This window comes from Novilysobacter erysipheiresistens, assembly GCF_036663935.1.
Taxonomy (GTDB): Bacteria; Pseudomonadota; Gammaproteobacteria; order Xanthomonadales; family Xanthomonadaceae; genus Novilysobacter; species Novilysobacter erysipheiresistens.
This window is the reverse complement of the sequence record NZ_JAXGFP010000002.1, coordinates 440,747-457,118: the sequence shown is the minus strand read 5'-3', so window position 1 is coordinate 457,118 and position 16,372 is coordinate 440,747. Positions and strand designations below refer to the sequence as shown.

At 65.7% G+C, this 16,372-nt stretch carries 11 protein-coding genes; 7 read left to right on the top strand and 4 right to left on the bottom strand.

The window, feature by feature from the left end; all coding sequences use genetic code 11:
* The first annotated feature begins 108 nt into the window (after positions 1-108).
* The 6 genes from SNE34_RS05235 to SNE34_RS05210 all read left to right on the top strand — a co-directional run bounded on the left by SNE34_RS05235 (position 109) and on the right by SNE34_RS05210 (position 8,431).
* Positions 109-2,523, top strand: a complete 2,415-nt coding sequence (locus SNE34_RS05235) for a type I restriction-modification system subunit M (protein WP_332615346.1) — start codon at positions 109-111, stop codon at positions 2,521-2,523.
* Positions 2,514-3,824, top strand: a complete 1,311-nt coding sequence (locus SNE34_RS05230; protein ID WP_332615344.1) for a restriction endonuclease subunit S — start codon at positions 2,514-2,516, stop codon at positions 3,822-3,824. Before SNE34_RS05235 ends, SNE34_RS05230 begins: the two co-directional genes overlap by 10 nt.
* A gap of 92 nt (positions 3,825-3,916) precedes the next feature.
* Entirely contained in the window at positions 3,917-4,168 is a 252-nt protein-coding gene (locus tag SNE34_RS05225) for an AbrB/MazE/SpoVT family DNA-binding domain-containing protein (RefSeq protein ID WP_332615342.1), read from the top strand.
* Positions 4,165-4,512, top strand: a complete 348-nt coding sequence (locus SNE34_RS05220; protein WP_332615341.1) for a type II toxin-antitoxin system PemK/MazF family toxin — start codon at positions 4,165-4,167, stop codon at positions 4,510-4,512. Before SNE34_RS05225 ends, SNE34_RS05220 begins: the two co-directional genes overlap by 4 nt.
* Before the next feature lie 47 nt (positions 4,513-4,559).
* Entirely contained in the window at positions 4,560-7,691 is a 3,132-nt protein-coding gene (locus SNE34_RS05215; RefSeq protein ID WP_332615339.1) for a type I restriction endonuclease subunit R, read from the top strand.
* Positions 7,691-8,431 carry a M48 family metallopeptidase gene (locus tag SNE34_RS05210; protein ID WP_332615338.1) on the top strand — a complete coding sequence of 247 codons (741 nt, stop codon included), beginning with the start codon at positions 7,691-7,693 and terminating at the stop codon, positions 8,429-8,431. Before SNE34_RS05215 ends, SNE34_RS05210 begins: the two co-directional genes overlap by 1 nt.
* 13 nt (positions 8,432-8,444) lie before the next feature.
* On the opposite strand, the gene SNE34_RS05205 is transcribed toward SNE34_RS05210, so the two are convergent.
* From SNE34_RS05205 to SNE34_RS05195, 3 genes are read right to left on the bottom strand one after another with little or no spacing between them, the layout of a single operon-like run.
* Positions 8,445-10,475 carry a PAS domain-containing hybrid sensor histidine kinase/response regulator gene (locus SNE34_RS05205; RefSeq protein WP_332615336.1) on the bottom strand — a complete coding sequence of 677 codons (2,031 nt, stop codon included), beginning with the start codon at positions 10,473-10,475 and terminating at the stop codon, positions 8,445-8,447.
* Between the two features lie 6 nt (positions 10,476-10,481).
* Positions 10,482-12,098, bottom strand: a complete 1,617-nt coding sequence (locus tag SNE34_RS05200; protein ID WP_332615334.1) for an ATP-binding response regulator — start codon at positions 12,096-12,098, stop codon at positions 10,482-10,484.
* Entirely contained in the window at positions 12,095-13,627 is a 1,533-nt protein-coding gene (locus SNE34_RS05195) for an ATPase domain-containing protein (protein ID WP_332615332.1), read from the bottom strand. Before SNE34_RS05195 ends, SNE34_RS05200 begins: the two co-directional genes overlap by 4 nt.
* A gap of 184 nt (positions 13,628-13,811) precedes the next feature.
* On the opposite strand from SNE34_RS05195, the gene SNE34_RS05190 reads away from it, so the two are divergent.
* A complete protein-coding gene (locus SNE34_RS05190; RefSeq protein WP_332615330.1) occupies positions 13,812-15,101 on the top strand; it encodes a multidrug effflux MFS transporter in 1,290 nt (429 codons plus the stop codon).
* A 168-nt stretch (positions 15,102-15,269) separates the two neighbouring features.
* On the opposite strand, the gene SNE34_RS05185 is transcribed toward SNE34_RS05190, so the two are convergent.
* Positions 15,270-16,358 carry an aromatic ring-hydroxylating oxygenase subunit alpha gene (locus SNE34_RS05185; protein WP_332615328.1) on the bottom strand — a complete coding sequence of 363 codons (1,089 nt, stop codon included), beginning with the start codon at positions 16,356-16,358 and terminating at the stop codon, positions 15,270-15,272.
* Positions 16,359-16,372: the final 14 nt, after the last annotated feature.

The following is a 16,372-nucleotide window of genomic DNA, read 5'->3' as shown; positions in this document are numbered from 1 at the left end:
GCCGGAGTGGTACCCAGTGTCGGGGACGGGTGGCCGTGGCTCAACCGGGGCTCGCGGCCCAGCCGGTAAGATCATGCGCTTTCCAACACCTTCGGCGTCCCCGGATCCATGGCAATCAAGAAATCCGAACTCTATTCCTCGCTCTGGGCCAGTTGCGATGCCCTGCGCGGTGGCATGGACGCCAGCCAGTACAAGGATTACGTCCTCGTCCTGCTGTTCATCAAGTACGTCAGCGACAAGTACGCCGGCCAGCCCTACGCGCCGATCACCATCCCCAAGGGCGCCAGCTTCGCCGACATGGTCGCGCTCAAGGGCAAGAACGACATCGGCGACCAGATCAACAAGAAGATCATCGCGCCGCTGGCCGAGGCCAACCGGCTGTCGGATCTGCCGGACTTCAACGATGCCGGCAAGCTCGGCACCGGCAAGGAGATGGTCGACCGCCTGACCGACCTGATCTCGATCTTCCAGAACAAGGCGCTGGACTTCTCCAGGAATCGCGGTGACGGCGACGACATCCTCGGCGACGCCTACGAATACCTGATGCGCCACTTCGCAACCGAGAGTGGCAAGAGCAAGGGCCAGTTCTACACCCCGGCCGAAGTCAGCCGGATCATGGCGCAGGTGCTGGGCATCCGTGAGGCCGCCACCACCAACGCCACCACCGTGTACGATCCCACCTGCGGGTCCGGCTCTTTGCTGCTGAAGATCGCCGACGAGGCGCGCAACAAGCTGACCTTGTATGGCCAGGAGAAGGACGCCGCCACCGCCGGCCTGGCTCGGATGAACATGATCCTGCACGACAACGCCGAGGCGCAGATCGTCCAGGGCAACACACTCACCGACCCCAAGTTCACCGACGACGGCGCACTACGCACCTTCGATTACGTGGTCGCCAACCCGCCGTTCTCCGACAAGCGCTGGAGCACCGGCCTCGACCCGCTCAACGACCCGTTCAAGCGTTTCGACGGCTTCGGCGCACCGCCCGCCAAGCAGGGCGACTACGCCTACCTGCTGCACATCGTGCGCTCGCTCAAATCGAATGGGCAGGGTGCCTGCATCCTGCCGCACGGCGTGCTGTTCCGCGGCAACGCCGAGGCCGACATCCGCCGCAACCTGATCCGCAAAGGCTACATCAAGGGCATCATCGGCCTGCCGGCCAACCTGTTCTACGGCACCGGCATCCCCGCCTGCATCGTCGTCATCGACAAGCAGGACGCCCACGCAAGGAAGGGCATATTCATGGTCGACGCCAGCGCCGGCTTCATGAAGGACGGGCCGAAGAACCGCCTGCGTTCGCGCGACATCCACCGCATCGTCGACGTGTTCGGCAAGCGCGCCGACGTGGCCAAATACGCCCGCATGGTCCCGCTGGCCGAGATCGAAGCCAACGGCTACAACCTCAACCTGCCGCGCTACATCGACAGCCAGCCGCTGGAAGACCGGCAGGACATCGACGGCCACCTCAACGGTGGCATTCCACTGGCGGATGTCGATGCGCTGCAAGCGTATTGGGATGTCTGCCCGCAACTGCGCCAGGCGTTGTTCGCGCCCAGCCGCCTCGGCTACGTCGACCTCGCCGTGGACAAAGCGACGATCAAGCCGGCCATCCATCAGCACCCGCAGTTCGCCACCTTCATTGACGGCATGGCCGGCCACTTCGATGGCTGGCGCACGCGCAGCGCCGCCACGCTCAAGGCGCTGCAAGCGGGTTGCCACCCCAAGGACATCATCGGCAGCCTGTCCGAGGACCTGCTGACGCACTACCACGGCCAGCCGCTGATCGACGCCTACGCGGTCTACCAGCACCTGATGGACTACTGGGCGCAGACCCTGCAGGACGACGCCTACCTGATCGCCGCCGATGGCTGGAAGGCGAGCACCTACCGCGTCATCGAGCAGAAGAAGAACAAGGACGGCAAGGTCACCAGGGAGGTCGACAAGGGCTGGGCCTGCGACTTGGTGCCCAAGGCGCTGGTCGTGGCGCGCTACTTCGCCGCCGAGCAGGCCGCCATCGACCAACTCGTCGGCGAACTGGATGCCGTCGAAGCCAACCAGAGCGAGATGGAGGAGGAGCACGGTGGCGAGGATGCCGCATTCGCCGGCTTCGACAGGATCAACAAGGGCGCGATCAACGAGCGCCTTGCCGAGATTGGCGACGATGCGGAGGCCGCCGATGAGCTCAAGGTACTCCAGTCCTGGCTCAAGCTGGACCGTGAAAAAACTGCGCTGAAGAAGCGGATCAAGGACGCGGAAGCCGAACTCGACACGGCTGCCTACAACCAGTATCCGAAACTCACCGAAGCCGAGATCAAGACGCTGGTGGTCGACGACAAATGGCTGGCGACGCTGGACGCCGCCATACACGGCGAGATGGACCGCATCAGCCACGGCCTGACCCGCCGGGTGAAGGAGCTGGGCGAACGCTATGACGCCCGGTTGCCACAACTGATCGGTCGCGTGGACGAGTTGCAAGCCAAGGTGGATGCGCATCTGCAACGGATGGGCTTCGCATGGGCGTGAGGGAGGCCAGCGCGGTCTATGCCGACCTTTCGTTGGTCGAGGCTGATGGGGTTGATGCGATACGGCCAGGGTACAAGCAGACCGAAATCGGGGTGATTCCGGAGGATTGGAGCATTTCCACGGTCGGTAAGGAGTTTTCGATCCAACTCGGGAAAATGCTCGATGCGGAAAAGAATCATGGTGTGCCAAAGCCGTTCATCGGGAATCGAGCCGTTCAATGGGGGCAAATTGATCTGTCCAGCATTGGCAGCATCAAGCTGACATCTGCTGATCTCCAGCGCTACCGGCTTCGTGAAGGTGATTTGTTGGTCTGCGAGGGCGGAGAAGTTGGGCGTTCTGCTGCTTGGAGGGCGCCTGTCGACGAATGCTATTACCAGAAGGCGCTCCATCGATTGCGTCCGAAGCGTGGTTATGACGTCAGCGTGATGCTGAATGTCCTTTTTATGCATGCGTCAAGCGGTTTGCTCCAAAATTACGTCACCCAAACCAGCATTGCTCATCTCCCAAAAGAAAAGTTTGAACTCGTTCCGATTCCGCTTCCCAGCAAAGTCGAGCAGGAAGCCATCGCTGATGCCTTGAACGATGCGGACGCGTTGATCGAATCGCTGCAACAGCTCATCGCCAAGAAGCGCCAGATCAAGCAAGGCGCCATGCAGGCCTTGCTCACCGGCCAACAGCGCCTGTCGGGCTTCGCCAAAGCATGGGCATCGACACGACTGGGCGATGTAGTCAGCTTTTACAAAGGTAAGGGTCTTCCCAAGAGCGCGCTCGATCCATTTGGCGCACAGCCTTGTATCCACTACGGGGAGTTGTTTACGCGGTACGGCGAGACGATCCATAAAACAATCAGTCGCACGAATCTCACAGGGGATTGCTTCCGATCCAATGCCAATGATGTCGTGATGCCGACGTCGGATGTAACTCCAACCGGCTTGGCTAGGGCGAGCTGCGTTGACCTGGATGGGGTCATTCTTGGTGGTGACATACTCGTGATTCGAGCGGATTCACGGCTCATGAGTGGCACTTTCCTGAGCTACGTCATTCGCCATGAGCAAGAGCAGATTTTGCAGCTTGTCACCGGAACTACGGTGTTTCACCTGTATGCGTCAGATATGAGGAAATTCACGTTTCCGATGCCCACATTAGACGAGCAGAAAGCGATTGTGGGAGTGCTGGATAGCGTGGAAGCCGAAATCACCGCACTCGAAACCCGCCTGAGCAAAACCCGCGAGATCAAGCAGGGCATGATGCAGGCGCTGCTGACCGGCGCTATCCGGTTGCCGCTGGCGGAGGTCGCATGAACGCCCGGGGCGGTCCAGAGTGGGCGAGTTGCGACGGGGAGCGGAACCGCGTAAGTTTTACCCCAGTAAAACATTGAGTCGAGGCCTTCGCCATGACCTGCACCGCAATCCTCCGCCAATCCGGTGGATCCATCATCCTCTCGATCCCCAAGACCATCGCCCAGACTCTGGCGGTGGAGGTTGGCTCGGTGGTCGAACTTGCCGTGGAGGGTCGCCGCCTGTCGGTGACCCCGGCGCGCCGCAGCCTGGCCGACCGCCTGGCCGCCAGCCCGACATCGCCGGAGGCCTGGCAACGCGATGACGCGTCCCTGCACGACGGCCCGGTCGGGCGCGAACTGCTGTGAGCCACGGCATCCCAAGGAGGGGAGACATCCTGCAACTGAGCCTGGACCCGACCCACGGCAAGGAGATCCGCGGTTCGCGACCGGTGCTGGTGCTGTCGGCCGATGCCTTCAACAAGGCTTCGGGTCTGCTGCTGGTGGCGCCGATCACCCAGGGCGGGACGGCGGCCCGCGAGACCGGCTTCAGCGTGACCTTGATGGGGGCGGGTACGGCGACCCAGGGCGTGGTGTTGTGCGATCAGACCCGCACGGTCGACGCGCGCGCGCGCAGCTTCAAACGGGTCGAAAAGGCGCCTGCGGCGCTGGTGCAGGAAGCGCTGGACGCGGTACGTTCGATTCTGGAGTGACCCGTGGATACCGGTGCGACCGGGCGGCGGGACAGGGGAGCAGCGACATGGATCTGATCGGCAAGCCCGAACGTGCCACCCAGCGCCGCGTGATCGCGTTGTTCCGCGATGAGCTGGATTACCGCTTTCTGGGCGACTGGTCAGACCGGCCCGGCAACCGCAATGTCGAGGATGATTTTCTGACGGCATGGCTGGCGGGGCGCGGCCACAGCCCGGCGCAGATCGGCATGGTGCTGCACAAGCTGCACACCGAGGCCGACAACCCCAACCGCAGCCTGTACGACAACAACAAGGCGGCGTACTCGCTGCTGCGCTACGGCGTGCAGGTGCAGGCCGAGGTCGGCAAACCCACCGAGACCGTGGCACTGATCGACTGGACTGCGCCGGACAACAACGACTTCGCCATCGCCGAGGAAGTGACCCTCAAGGGCGGGCTGGAGCGCCGGCCGGACCTGGTGCTGTACGTCAACGGCATCGCCGTCGGCGTGATCGAGTTGAAGAACAGCCGGGTCAGCCTGGGCGATGGCATTCGCCAGAGCCTGTCCAACCAGGAGTCGATGTTCAACGCCGGGTTCTTCAGCACAGTGCAGTTCGTGTTCGCCGGCAATGACAGCGAGGGCCTGCAATACGGGGCCATCAAGACCCCGGAGAAGTTCTTTCTGAAGTGGAAGGAAGACGAAGCCGACAACGACGGTTACAAGCTCGACAAGTATCTGCGTCGGATGTGTCGCAAGGATCGGCTGATCGAGTTGATGCACGACTTCGTGCTGTTCGACGGCGGCATCAAGAAGTTGCCGCGGGTGCATCAATACTTCGGCATCAAGGCCGCGCAGCAGCACGTGCGCCAGCGCCGCGGCGGCATCATCTGGCACACCCAGGGCAGTGGCAAGAGCATCGTGATGGTGCTGTTGGCGAAGTGGATCCTGGAGCACAACGCCAATGCGCGGGTGGTGGTGATCACCGACCGCGACGAGCTGGACAAGCAGATCGAGCGGGTGTTCCGCGATGCGGGCGAGAACATCGCCCGCACCGGCAGCGGCCGCGAGTTGATGCGCCAGTTGGGGCAGGCTACGCCGCGGCTGCTGTGCTCGCTGGTGCACAAGTTCGGCCGCAAGGACGTGGACGACTTCGAGGCCTTCATCAAGGAGCTGCAAGCCCAGCCCAGCCAGACGGTGGGCGAGGTGTTCGTGTTCGTCGACGAATGCCACCGCACGCAAAGCGGCCGCCTGCATCGGGTCATGAAGGCGATGATGCCCAACGCGGTGTTCATCGGCTTCACCGGCACGCCGCTGCTGAAGAAGGACAAGCAGACCAGCCTGGAAGTGTTCGGCGGCTACATCCACACCTACAAGTTCAGCGAGGCGGTGGAGGACGAGGTGGTGCTGGATCTGGTCTACGAGGCCCGGGACATCGACCAGCGGCTGACATCTCAAAAGAGCGTGGACGAGTGGTTTGAGCTTGTGTCCAAGGAGTTGAACGACTGGCAGAAGGACGAGCTGAAGAAGACCTGGGGCACGATGCAGCGCGTACTCAGCAGCGAGTCGCGGATGCGAAAGGTGGTTCAGGACATCGTGCTGGATTTTCGCAAGCGTCGCCGGCTCAATGATGGCCGTGGCAACGCGATCCTGGTGGCCTCGAGCATCTTCGATGCCTGCAAGTACTTCACCTTGTTCCAGCAGACCCCATTCAAGGGCCGCTGCGCGGTGGTGACGTCCTACAACCCGCAGGCGAAGGACATCACCAAGGAAGAGGTCGGCGCCAACAGCGAGACCGACAAGCAGTTCATCTACAACACCTACACCGAATTGCTGGCCGACGTGGACCCCTTGCCCGGGATGGGCAAGACCGAGACCTACGAGGAGCGCGCCAAGAAGCTGTTTGCCGACGAGCCGGCCAACATGAAGCTGCTGGTGGTGGTCGACAAGCTGCTGACCGGCTTCGATGCACCGCCCTGCACCTACCTGTATATCGACAAGTCGATGCAGGACCACGGCCTGTTCCAGGCAATCTGCCGGACCAACCGGCTCGATGGCGAGGACAAGGACTTCGGCTACATCGTCGACTACAAGGACCTGTTCAAGAAGCTGATCAACGACAAGGGCACCGGTGCCTTGCAGGTGTATTCGTCCGAGCTGGACCACAGCGCCGGTGGCGCCGACCCGGAGGTTCTGTTGCAGGACCGCATGAAGAAGGGGCGGGAGCGGCTGGACCAGGCGCTGGAGCAGTTGTCATTGCTGTGCGAGCCGGTCGAGCCGCCGCGGTCTGAGCTGCAGTTCATCCACTATTTTTGTGGCAACACCGAGATCCCGTCGGACCTCAAGGCGCGCGAGCCGCAGCGGGTGGCCTTGTACAAGGCGGTCGTGTCGCTGGTGCGTGCCTGGGCCAATATCGCCGACGAGCTGGAGTTGGCCGGCTATGACGCGGCCGACACGACGCGGATCAAGGCCGACATGGATCGATACATCGCCTTGCGCGAGACGATCCGTCGGGCCAGCGGCGAGTCGCTCGACCTGAAGCCGTTCGAAGCGGACATGCGCCACTTGCTGGACACCTACATCACCGCCGACGAGCCGCGGAAGATTTCGCCGTTCGAGGATGTCGGGCTGCTGGAATTGATCGGCCGGATGGGCATCATCGACGCAACGGCGACGTTGCCGGATGCGATCAAGGGCAACAAGGACGCGGTCGCCGAAACCATCGAGAACAACGTCCGCAGCCGGATCATCCAGGAACACCTCAACAATCCGGCGTTCTATGAGCGGATGTCGGCGTTGCTGGACGAGATCATTGCCGCACGCCGGGCCAAGGCGATCGAGTACGAGGAGTACCTGAAGAGGATTGGCGAGGTGGTTGGCAAGGTCAGGGCGGGGCATGACAGCAACGTTCCCGAGGCACTTCGCCGCAGTCCGGGATTGCGCGCGTTGTACGACAACCTGGGCGTTGACTCGTCCATGGCCGACGGCGCTCACCAGGGCGACACGCCCGCGAGCTATCCGGACACTCGGCTGGAACTGGCCTTGAACATCGACGAGACCATCAAACAGGTTCGCCACGCCAACTGGCGCGGCAATACCCCCAAGGAAAACGCGATCAAGCGTGCGCTGTGGGAAATGCTGGGCAACGATGAAGACGAGGTCGAACGGCTCTTCCGCATCATCGAACAGCAACCGGAGTACTGATGGCCGCGGGGTTCCAGCTCGGCGATATCCACGTGGCCGTGGTCCGCAAGGACATCAAGAACGTTCACCTGAGCGTTTATCCGCCATCGGGCGCCGTCCGCATCGCCGCACCCGAATGGATGACGATGGATGCCATCCGACTGTTTGCGATCAACAAGCTCGGCTGGATCAAACGGCAGCAGCAGAAGCTCCGTGGCCAGCCGCGCGAGACACCCCGCGAATATTTGGAGCGCGAGAGTCACTACGTTTGGGGACGGCGCTACCTGCTGCGCGTCATCGAAAAAGACACTGCTCCTCGCATCGAGTTGAAGTCGCGGCGTCTTGAACTACAGGTTCGACCGGGGACCGATCGGGCTCGGCGAGACGAACTGTTGGCCGATTGGTACCGCGCCAGTGTGAAACAGGCGCTGCCGGCGTTGCTCGAACAGTGGGAGCCACGGGTGGGCGTCCGGGCAAATCGGGTCTACATCCAGCGAATGAAGACCAAGTGGGGTAGCTGCAATCCGGTCGCTCGCAATATCCGGATCAATACCGAGTTGGCCAAAAAGCCCCCGGAGTGCCTCGAGTACATCGTGGTCCACGAACTGGTGCATCTGAAGCACCCCACGCACGACGCGAAGTTCCAGGCGCTCATGACGATGCTGTTGCCGCATTGGAGAGATTGCCGCGACATGCTCAATGAACTGCCGGTGCGCAGTGAAGACTGGGATACGGGGTTAGGTAGTCGCAGAGGAAGTTGAGTGTGACGTGTCGTTACTCCGCCCGCACGGGAGACCCTTCACGCGCCGCCACCTGCGCCAACAACTCCGCCAACCGGCTCCCATCCACCGGCTTGACGAAGTAAAGATCGAACCCCGCCGCCATCGCGGCGGCACGATCATGGTCCCGCCCGTACCCCGTGACCGCGACCAGCGTGGCGGTCGCGGTTTCCGGCTGCGCGCGCAGCCGGCGGGCGAGTTCGGTGCCGTCGATGTCGGGCAGGCCGAGGTCGAGCAGGCAGACCTCCGGCTTCTCCACGCGGGCGCGCTCCAGCGCGCTGAGCGGCGTGTGTTCGACCAGCGCGGCATGGCCGAGGGTCTGGATGAGCATCACCAGCATTTCCGCGGCGTCGTGGTTGTCGTCGACCACTAGCACCTTCAGGACGTTTTCGCCCGCAGCCTGGAAGTGGGGTGGCGCGTGCTCCTGGGCCGTGTCGGTCCCCGCGTCGACGCGGGGCAGACACAGCGTGAACCGGCTGCCGCGGCCCGGGCCGTCGCTGGCCGCCGAGACGCTGCCGTCGTGCAGTTTCACCAGCCGCTCCACCAGCGCCAAGCCGATGCCGAGCCCGCCCTGCGAGCGGTCGGCGGTCCGTTCGGCCTGCGAGAACAACTTGAACGCGTTCTCGACCAGGTCGGTGGTCATGCCGATGCCGGTGTCGTTCACCTCGACCTTCACGTGCTCCGGGTCGAGCGCGATGTCGACGGTGATGTCGCCGCCCGTGGGGGTGTACTTGGCCGCGTTGGTGAGCAGGTTGGCCACCACTTGCACGAGGCGCTTGCGGTCGCCGCGGACGATCGCCGGCCCGGGCGGCGTACGCACCAGGAGGCGATGGCCGCGCGCTTCGATCACCGGGCGGGTCTGCTCGAGCGCTTCTGCCACGACGCGCTTGAGGTCGAGGCGTTCGAGCTCAAGCCGGATGAGGCCGCGGGTCACGCGCGAGACGTCCAACAGGTCGTCGATGAGGCCGGTCATGTGCTTCACTTGGCGGGCGATGATGCTGCTGGTCTGCTGGACGCGCGCGGGATCGGACAGCCCCAGGGCGAGCAGGTCCGCGGCGGCGCCGATCGGCGCGAGCGGGTTGCGCAGCTCGTGCGCGAGCATGGCGAGGAATTCATCCTTGCGCCGGTCCGCCTGCCGCAGGCCTTCCTCCGCCTTCACCCGGTCGGTGATGTCCAGCTGCGCGACCACGACGCCGAAGATGCGGTGCTCGGCGTCGCGCACCGCCGCGGCGGACGAGAGGACGGTGCGGCGCGGACGCGAGTGATCGAACGGTTCGATCTCGATGATGGCGCGCGGGGCCGGTTCGCCCAGCAACGCCCGTGCGGCGGGCCAGTCGGCAGGCTCGACCGGTTGGCCCTGGCGTTCCGAACCGTCTGCCCAGCGACCGCTCCACTCCCGGTAGTCCGCCACGCTGTCGGGGTACGGGTGCTGCTCACCCCACAGTTCGCGGTGGGCGCTGTTGGTGAGCAGGATACGGCCCTGCGCATCGCTCAAGATCATGCCCACCGGCACCGCATCGACCACCGCCTCGAGGCGCCGGCGCTCCGCCTCGGCCTGCCGTGCCGCTTCGCGCGCTTCCTGTTCGCTGCGCCGCAGCGCCGTCTCGGCCTGGACCTGGCGGGTGATGTCGTTGGTGGTGTGGAAAATACAGACCAGGCGGTCTTCGCGATCGAAGATTGGCGTGTTGACCGCGTCCCAGAAGCGCTCCTCGAAATACGTATGGCCGTCGGGATGCCGTTTCTCGATGGGATAGCGTTGCGCCGGTAGGCGTTGCGGCGTGCGGGTCTCGATGACCCGGACGATCGCGCTGCGCAACATCGATTCGCCGTCGTCGGCCGGGTCATCGGGGTCGGCGGGAAATACCTCGAACAGGCTGCGCCCGACCATTTCCTCGCGCGTGCGGCCGGTGTTCTGCAGGAAAATGTCGTTGACCGCGAGCACTACGGCATCGGGGGTCGGCGTCAGCACGTACGCCCCGATTGGCGCTCGCAGGAAGATGGATTCAAACAGTGCCGGATCGAACATTTGCGGTCAGGCCTGCAGCCGGGCTTCGGGGTACCGGGCGGTCGCTTCGTCCCGCAGCGCCTCCACGATTCGCTGGATGCGACCGATGTCCGCCGGTTTGGCCAGGTGGTGGTCGAACCCGGCGGCGTGGCTGCGCTCGAGATCGCGCGGGTGGCTCCATCCGGTGATGGCCACCAGGACAGGCTGCCCGTAGCCGGGATCGCCGCGGATCCGACGGGCGACTTCGTAGCCGTCCATGCCCGGCATGCCGATGTCGAGCAGGACCAGTTGCGGGTGGTGCAACCCGGCCAGTTCCAGGGCTTCGGCGCCGCTGTGGGCGATGTACGGGTCCAGCCCGAGCGATTGGAGCACCATGACCAGCGAGGCGGCCGCGTCGACGTTGTCGTCCACCACCAGGGTGACGACACTGCCGGCGCGCGCGGTGCTGCGGGGCGGGTCGCAGGTGTCGGTGGCCGCGGCCGATGCTTCCCGGGCCAGGGGCAGTCGGACGGTGAAGCAGGCGCCGAGGTCCTTGCCATCGCTGCGCGCCTCGACGGTACCGCCGTGCAACTCCACCAGGTTGCGTACCAGCGCCAGGCCGATGCCGAGGCCCTCGCGGATGGCGCCCTGGGTGCGTTCGCCCTGGGTGAAAAGTTCGAACAAGTGCGGCAACAGTCCGGATTCGATGCCCTGGCCGTCATCGCTGACCTCGACCACCGCGTCGTCGCCGTCGGTGCGGGCGACGATCCGGATGTGGCCGCGGGCGTTGCCGTACTTGGCCGCGTTGTTGAGCAGGTTGCCGAACACCTGGGCGATGCGCACCGGGTCCGCGTCGATCTCGAGCGGGGCATCGGGCAGGTCCATCTCGACGTTGCAACGGGATTTCTGCAGTTGCGGCCGGCTCAACTCGACCGCCCCGCGCAGCGCGGCGCGCAGGTCGATGCGCTCGCTGTGCAGGGTGATCATGCCGCGCGACAGCCGCGAGGCTTCCAGCAAATCGTCGACCAGCCGGACCATGTGGGTGACCTGGCGCGCCATCATTTCCCGCAGATGCTTGCGGCGGGCGGGGTCGCTGTCGTCGATGGCGAGCACGTGCAGGGCGTTGTTGATCGGCGCCAGCGGGTTGCGCAGCTCGTGCGCGAGCATCGCCAGGAACTCGTCCTTGCGCTGCAACGCCAGCACCTCGGCGTCGTGAGCCTGCTCGAGCTTCCGCATCTGCGCGCGGATCTCGTACTGGCGGTTGCGTGCGCGCAGGGCGGTGCGCACCGCGCTGAGCAACGCCGCCACGCGCAGCGGACGCTCCAGCAGCGTCACGTTGCTGAGCATGGCGACCGCATCGCCGACCGCAGTGGAGTCGGCGCCGCCGTGGGTCAGCAGCAGCACCGGCAGATCGGACCAGGAGGGCTGCGCCTCCAGCGCCCGTGCGAGCATCGGCTGCACCCCGGCCGGGCCGAGGCTTTCCTCCGCCAGCATCACCGCGCCTGCCCCGGCCGCGATCTCGCGGCCCAACTCGGCGGTGTCGGCGCACACGTGGCCGACGATGTCGTGGCGCGCGAGCATGTCGCGGGTCAGGCCGGCGTCGCGGGCGGTCGGCAGCAGCAGCAGGAGCCGCTGCGGCAGCGCCTCCTGGTCGGGAGTGGTCACGACGTCGCCGGGCTGAACGCCGGTTGCCGGGCGGCGGAAGCCGGGTCGGACCCGCTGGCGCCGGTGTCCTCGGTTTCGTGCGGGACGCCGGTGAGCACGCCGCGGAACCGGCGCAGCGGCTCGCCGACCTTGAGCCCGTCGGCGCCGAGGGTGAGTTCGCGGATGGTGTGCTCGTGCGCGCCGGTGCGCTTCTTCAGGACCGACATCGCCTGGCGCACTTCGCCGCGGGTCTCGAAGTAGCGCAGCAGGACCACGGTATCGGCCAGGTAGCTGACGTCGATGCTGCTGGACATGTGGCCGATCAGGCCCTGCTGGGCATTGATCAGCAGGGTCACCACGCCGAGCTGGCCGAGGTAGGCCAGCAGCTCGTGCAGCTGGATCATCACGAAGTGCTCTTCCGGCATCGCATTGATGTAGCCGTTGAGGCTGTCGATGACGATCACCCGCGCGTTGTCGTGCTCGACGGCGTGGCGGATGCGCTGGATGAACTCGCCCGGCGAGAGCTCGGCCGGATCGATCGGATGGACCGCGACCGTGCCGGCCGCCGCGCAGCCCTCGATGTCCAGTCCGATGCCGTGCGATCGGGTGAACAGCGCGCGCGGGCTCTCGTCGAACAGGAACATCGCCGAACGTTCGCCGCGTTTGGCGGCGGCGATCACGAAGTGCGAGGCGAGCGAGGACTTGCCGGTGCCGGCCGCGCCGATCAGCAGGGTGCTGGTGCCGCGGTCCAGGCCGCCGCCGAGCAGCGCGTCCAGCGCCGGCAGGTCGCTGCCCACCAGTTCGTTGGCGCCGTCGCGGCGGAAGTTCGCCGCCACCAGCCGGGGATAGACCTGCACCCCTCCGGTGACGATGACATAGTCGTGGTTGCCGCTGCGGAACGGCCGGCCGCGCAGTTTGGTCACCCGCAGCCGGCGCCGGTCGCCGCCGTACTCCGGGCGCATCTGGTCGAGTTCGATCGAGCCGTGGACGATGGTGTGCACCGGCAGGCCGTGCTCGACGCCCTGGCGGTCGTCGAGCAGCAGCACCGTGGTGCCGCGGCCGGCGAAGTACTGCTTCAGCGCCAGCACCTGGCGCCGGAACCGCAGCAGGGTGCCGGCCAGCAGGCGGATCTCGGCCAGAGAGTCGAACACCACCCGGTCAGGCTGCAGCCGCTCCACCTGCTCGAGCATGCGCTGGGTGGTATCGCCGAGCTCCACCTCCGAGGGGTGGAACATCGTGTACTGGGAATCGGGATCGAGCTGGTCGCCCATCGGCAGCAGCTCATGGATGTGGATGCCCTCCAGCGACCAGCCATGCGAGGCGGCGGCTTCGCAGAGTTCAGCGCGCGTTTCCGAGAGGGTCACGTACAACACCGTCTCTCCACGGCGCACACCCTCGAGCAGGAACTGCATGGCCATCGTGGTCTTGCCCGAGCCGGGCACGCCTTCCAGCAGATACAGCCGGTGGGGCGTGTAGCCGCCGTTGAGCACTTCGTCGAGTCCGGCAATGCCACTGCTCACCGTGGCGGAGCCCACTGCGGCTTCTTGCATATCGCGTTCCTGGTCGATGTCACCCGGGCGGAAAGGCGCCCTCCTCAACCAAGCAAGATGTACCAAAAGGCGTGGGAATATCGTGAATCCCGGGCTCTTCACGGCCCCGGTTGCGGCCGCAGCCCCTGATAACGGCGGCCGGGTTGCTATCCTGCCAGCCCTCGTTCCCCCTGTGAGTCGATCCATGGCGGCACCTCCCCCGGCGCCCGAATCGGCGGTACCGACGCTGTCGCTGCGGCGCCTCGCCCTGCTGCTGGGCGGATTGGCGATGTTCGGGCCGTTCTCGATCGACACCATCTTCCCTGCGTTCCCGGCGATGGGCGCGGATTTCGGTGCCGACAAGCTGGCGATGCAGCAGACGATCAGTGTGTACCTGATCGCGTATGCGCTGATGAGCCTGGTGCACGGGCCGCTGTCGGATGCGATCGGGCGGCGGCGGGTGATCCTCGGCGGGCTCGGCGTGTTCACGCTGGCGTCGGTCGGCTGCGCGCTGTCGACCGACCTGGCCACGCTGCTGGCGTTCCGCGCGCTGCAGGGACTGTCGGCCGGCGTCGGCCTGATCGTCGGTCGCGCGGTGATCCGCGACGTGCTGCACGGCGACGACGCGCAACGGTTGATGAGCCAGGTGTCGATGATCTTCGGCGTCGCGCCGGCGATCGCGCCGATCATCGGCGGCTGGATCCTCGGCTGGAGCCAGTGGCCGGCGATCTTCTGGTTCCTGGTCGGGTTCTCGCTGGTGTTGCTGGCGGCGACCTGGCTTCTGTTGCCCGAGACCCATCCGCCCGAGGCGCGGATGGAGGTCGTGCCCCAGCGGCTGCTGCGCGATTATTTCGCGATCTTCCTCAATCCCCGGTTCCAGCGGCTGGCGGCGGCGAGCACGTTCAATTTCGCCGCGTTGTTCCTGTACATCGCCTCGGCGCCGGCGTTCGTGCTCGATCTCCTGCGGATCAACGGCCGCGCGCTGGGCGAGGCCGACTTCGGCTGGTTCTTCGTGCCGACGATCGGCGGCATGGTGCTGGGCGCGTTCGTCTCGGGGCGTGCGGCCGGGCGCATCAGCGGCGAGAAGCTGGTCGCGATCGGGTTCGGCTGCTCGGCGGTCGCGATGGCGCTCAACCTCGGCTACAACAGCTGGACCGACGTGCCGCAGGTGCCGTGGGCGGTGCTGCCGATCAGCCTCAATGCATTCGGGATCGCGCTGGTGTTCCCGATCGTGACCCTGGCGATCCTCGACATGTATCCGCGCCAGCGCGGCGCGGCGTCGTCGTTGCAGGCGTTCACCAGCCTGGTGGTGTGCGCGCTGATCGCCGGCGTGGTGTCGCCATGGCTGAGCGGCAGCGCGATGGCGCTGGCGGTCGGGGCGACGGTGCTGGTTGCGCTGGGGTGGCTATTCTGGCGCTGGGAGCTGGGGGTGTCGACGAACGGCCGCCGACATGGGGACAGCGCGAGCCCGCGCGTGCCGGGGGAGTCGATCTAGGCGCGCCGGCGTCCGGTTTCCCGTCGCCACTCCGGGCTTTTGTTGGAGCGGCTTCAGCCGCGATCGGATGTCGGATCGCCCGCGCCGATTCGGCGATCGCGGCTGAAGCCACTCCTATAGTCCGGGACAAGCGTTCAGCCCCGAACAGGCGTCAGAGCGCCGACTGCATCAATCGCCGCGGTAGGCGTCGCGCAGCAGCTCGTGGAAGTGGTGCACGGCGTTCTCGCGCAGCGGGTTGAGCCGGCCGGGTTGGTATGAGCCGGATGCCAGTCCACGCTGGACGTCTTCACAGATGGTCAGGTCCTCGACCTGCACTTCGTCGCTGAAGGCAAGGTCGGCCTCGCGACGCGCGCGGGCTTCGCCGGACTCGTCGGCGGTGTAGTAGAAGTCGAACTCGACCCGGCAACGGTCGACGCCGAGCGGCACCACGCGGTTGGTCTGCAGGCGACCGGGCAGGATGTTGAGCATGGTGTTCGGCCACAGCCAGTAGTACAGCGCGTCGCCGTCGCCATACAGGCCGTCGCCGCTTTCGAGTGGACTCCACTGGTACGAATACCACCGCGCGGTCTCGGTGATGTAGCTGCGATAGTCGAGCAGCTTGTTGAGGCCAGGGTGGATGTGGGGGACGTGGTAGCCCTCCAGGTAGTTGTCGACGTAGACCTTCCAGTTGCAGGCGACGTCGTAGCCGACCCGGTGGTGGTGGCCGTAATGCGCCAGCCCGCGGTCGGGGCCGAGGCGGGCGTCGATGCCGTCGATGAAGGCATCGAAATCCGGCGTGCGAGCCGCGTCGACGCAGGCGAACACCAGGCCCTGCCACACGCGTACCGCGAGTTGCGGCAGGCGCACGTCGGCGACGTTGAAGTCCGGCGCGGTGCCCATCTCGGGCGCCGACTTCAGTACGCCGTCGAGGCCGTAGGTCCAGCCGTGGTAGCGGCATCGCAGCGACTTGGCCGCGAGGCCGTCGCAACTGGCGATCGGCCCGGCGCGGTGGCGGCAGACGTTGTGGAAGACGCGGATGTCCTCCGGTGCGTCGCTACCGCCATTGCCGCGTACCGCGATCACCGGCAGGCCGGCGAAGTCGGAGATCACGTGGTCGCCGGGCGCGGCGAGCTGGCAGACGTGGGCGATCAGTTGCCAGCCGGGGTCGAAGGCGACGCGACGGTCGAGCGCGGCCATGGCCGAGTCTGTGTAGAAGCGCGCCGGCAGGGCGGTGGCGTGGTCGCGTGGTTGTGGTGCGAGGTCGGTGGCGGTGTCCATGGCGGCAGTATGCC

Coding starts and splice junctions, on each gene's coding strand:
- SNE34_RS05235 (WP_332615346.1), top strand. CDS start 109: ATGGCAATCAAGAAATCCGAACTCTATTCCTCGCTCTGGGCCAGTTGC.
- SNE34_RS05230 (WP_332615344.1), top strand. CDS start 2,514: ATGGGCGTGAGGGAGGCCAGCGCGGTCTATGCCGACCTTTCGTTGGTC.
- SNE34_RS05225 (WP_332615342.1), top strand. CDS start 3,917: ATGACCTGCACCGCAATCCTCCGCCAATCCGGTGGATCCATCATCCTC.
- SNE34_RS05215 (WP_332615339.1), top strand. CDS start 4,560: ATGGATCTGATCGGCAAGCCCGAACGTGCCACCCAGCGCCGCGTGATC.
- SNE34_RS05210 (WP_332615338.1), top strand. CDS start 7,691: ATGGCCGCGGGGTTCCAGCTCGGCGATATCCACGTGGCCGTGGTCCGC.
- SNE34_RS05205 (WP_332615336.1), bottom strand. CDS start 10,475: ATGTTCGATCCGGCACTGTTTGAATCCATCTTCCTGCGAGCGCCAATC.
- SNE34_RS05195 (WP_332615332.1), bottom strand. CDS start 13,627: ATGCAAGAAGCCGCAGTGGGCTCCGCCACGGTGAGCAGTGGCATTGCC.
- SNE34_RS05190 (WP_332615330.1), top strand. CDS start 13,812: ATGGCGGCACCTCCCCCGGCGCCCGAATCGGCGGTACCGACGCTGTCG.
- SNE34_RS05185 (WP_332615328.1), bottom strand. CDS start 16,358: ATGGACACCGCCACCGACCTCGCACCACAACCACGCGACCACGCCACC.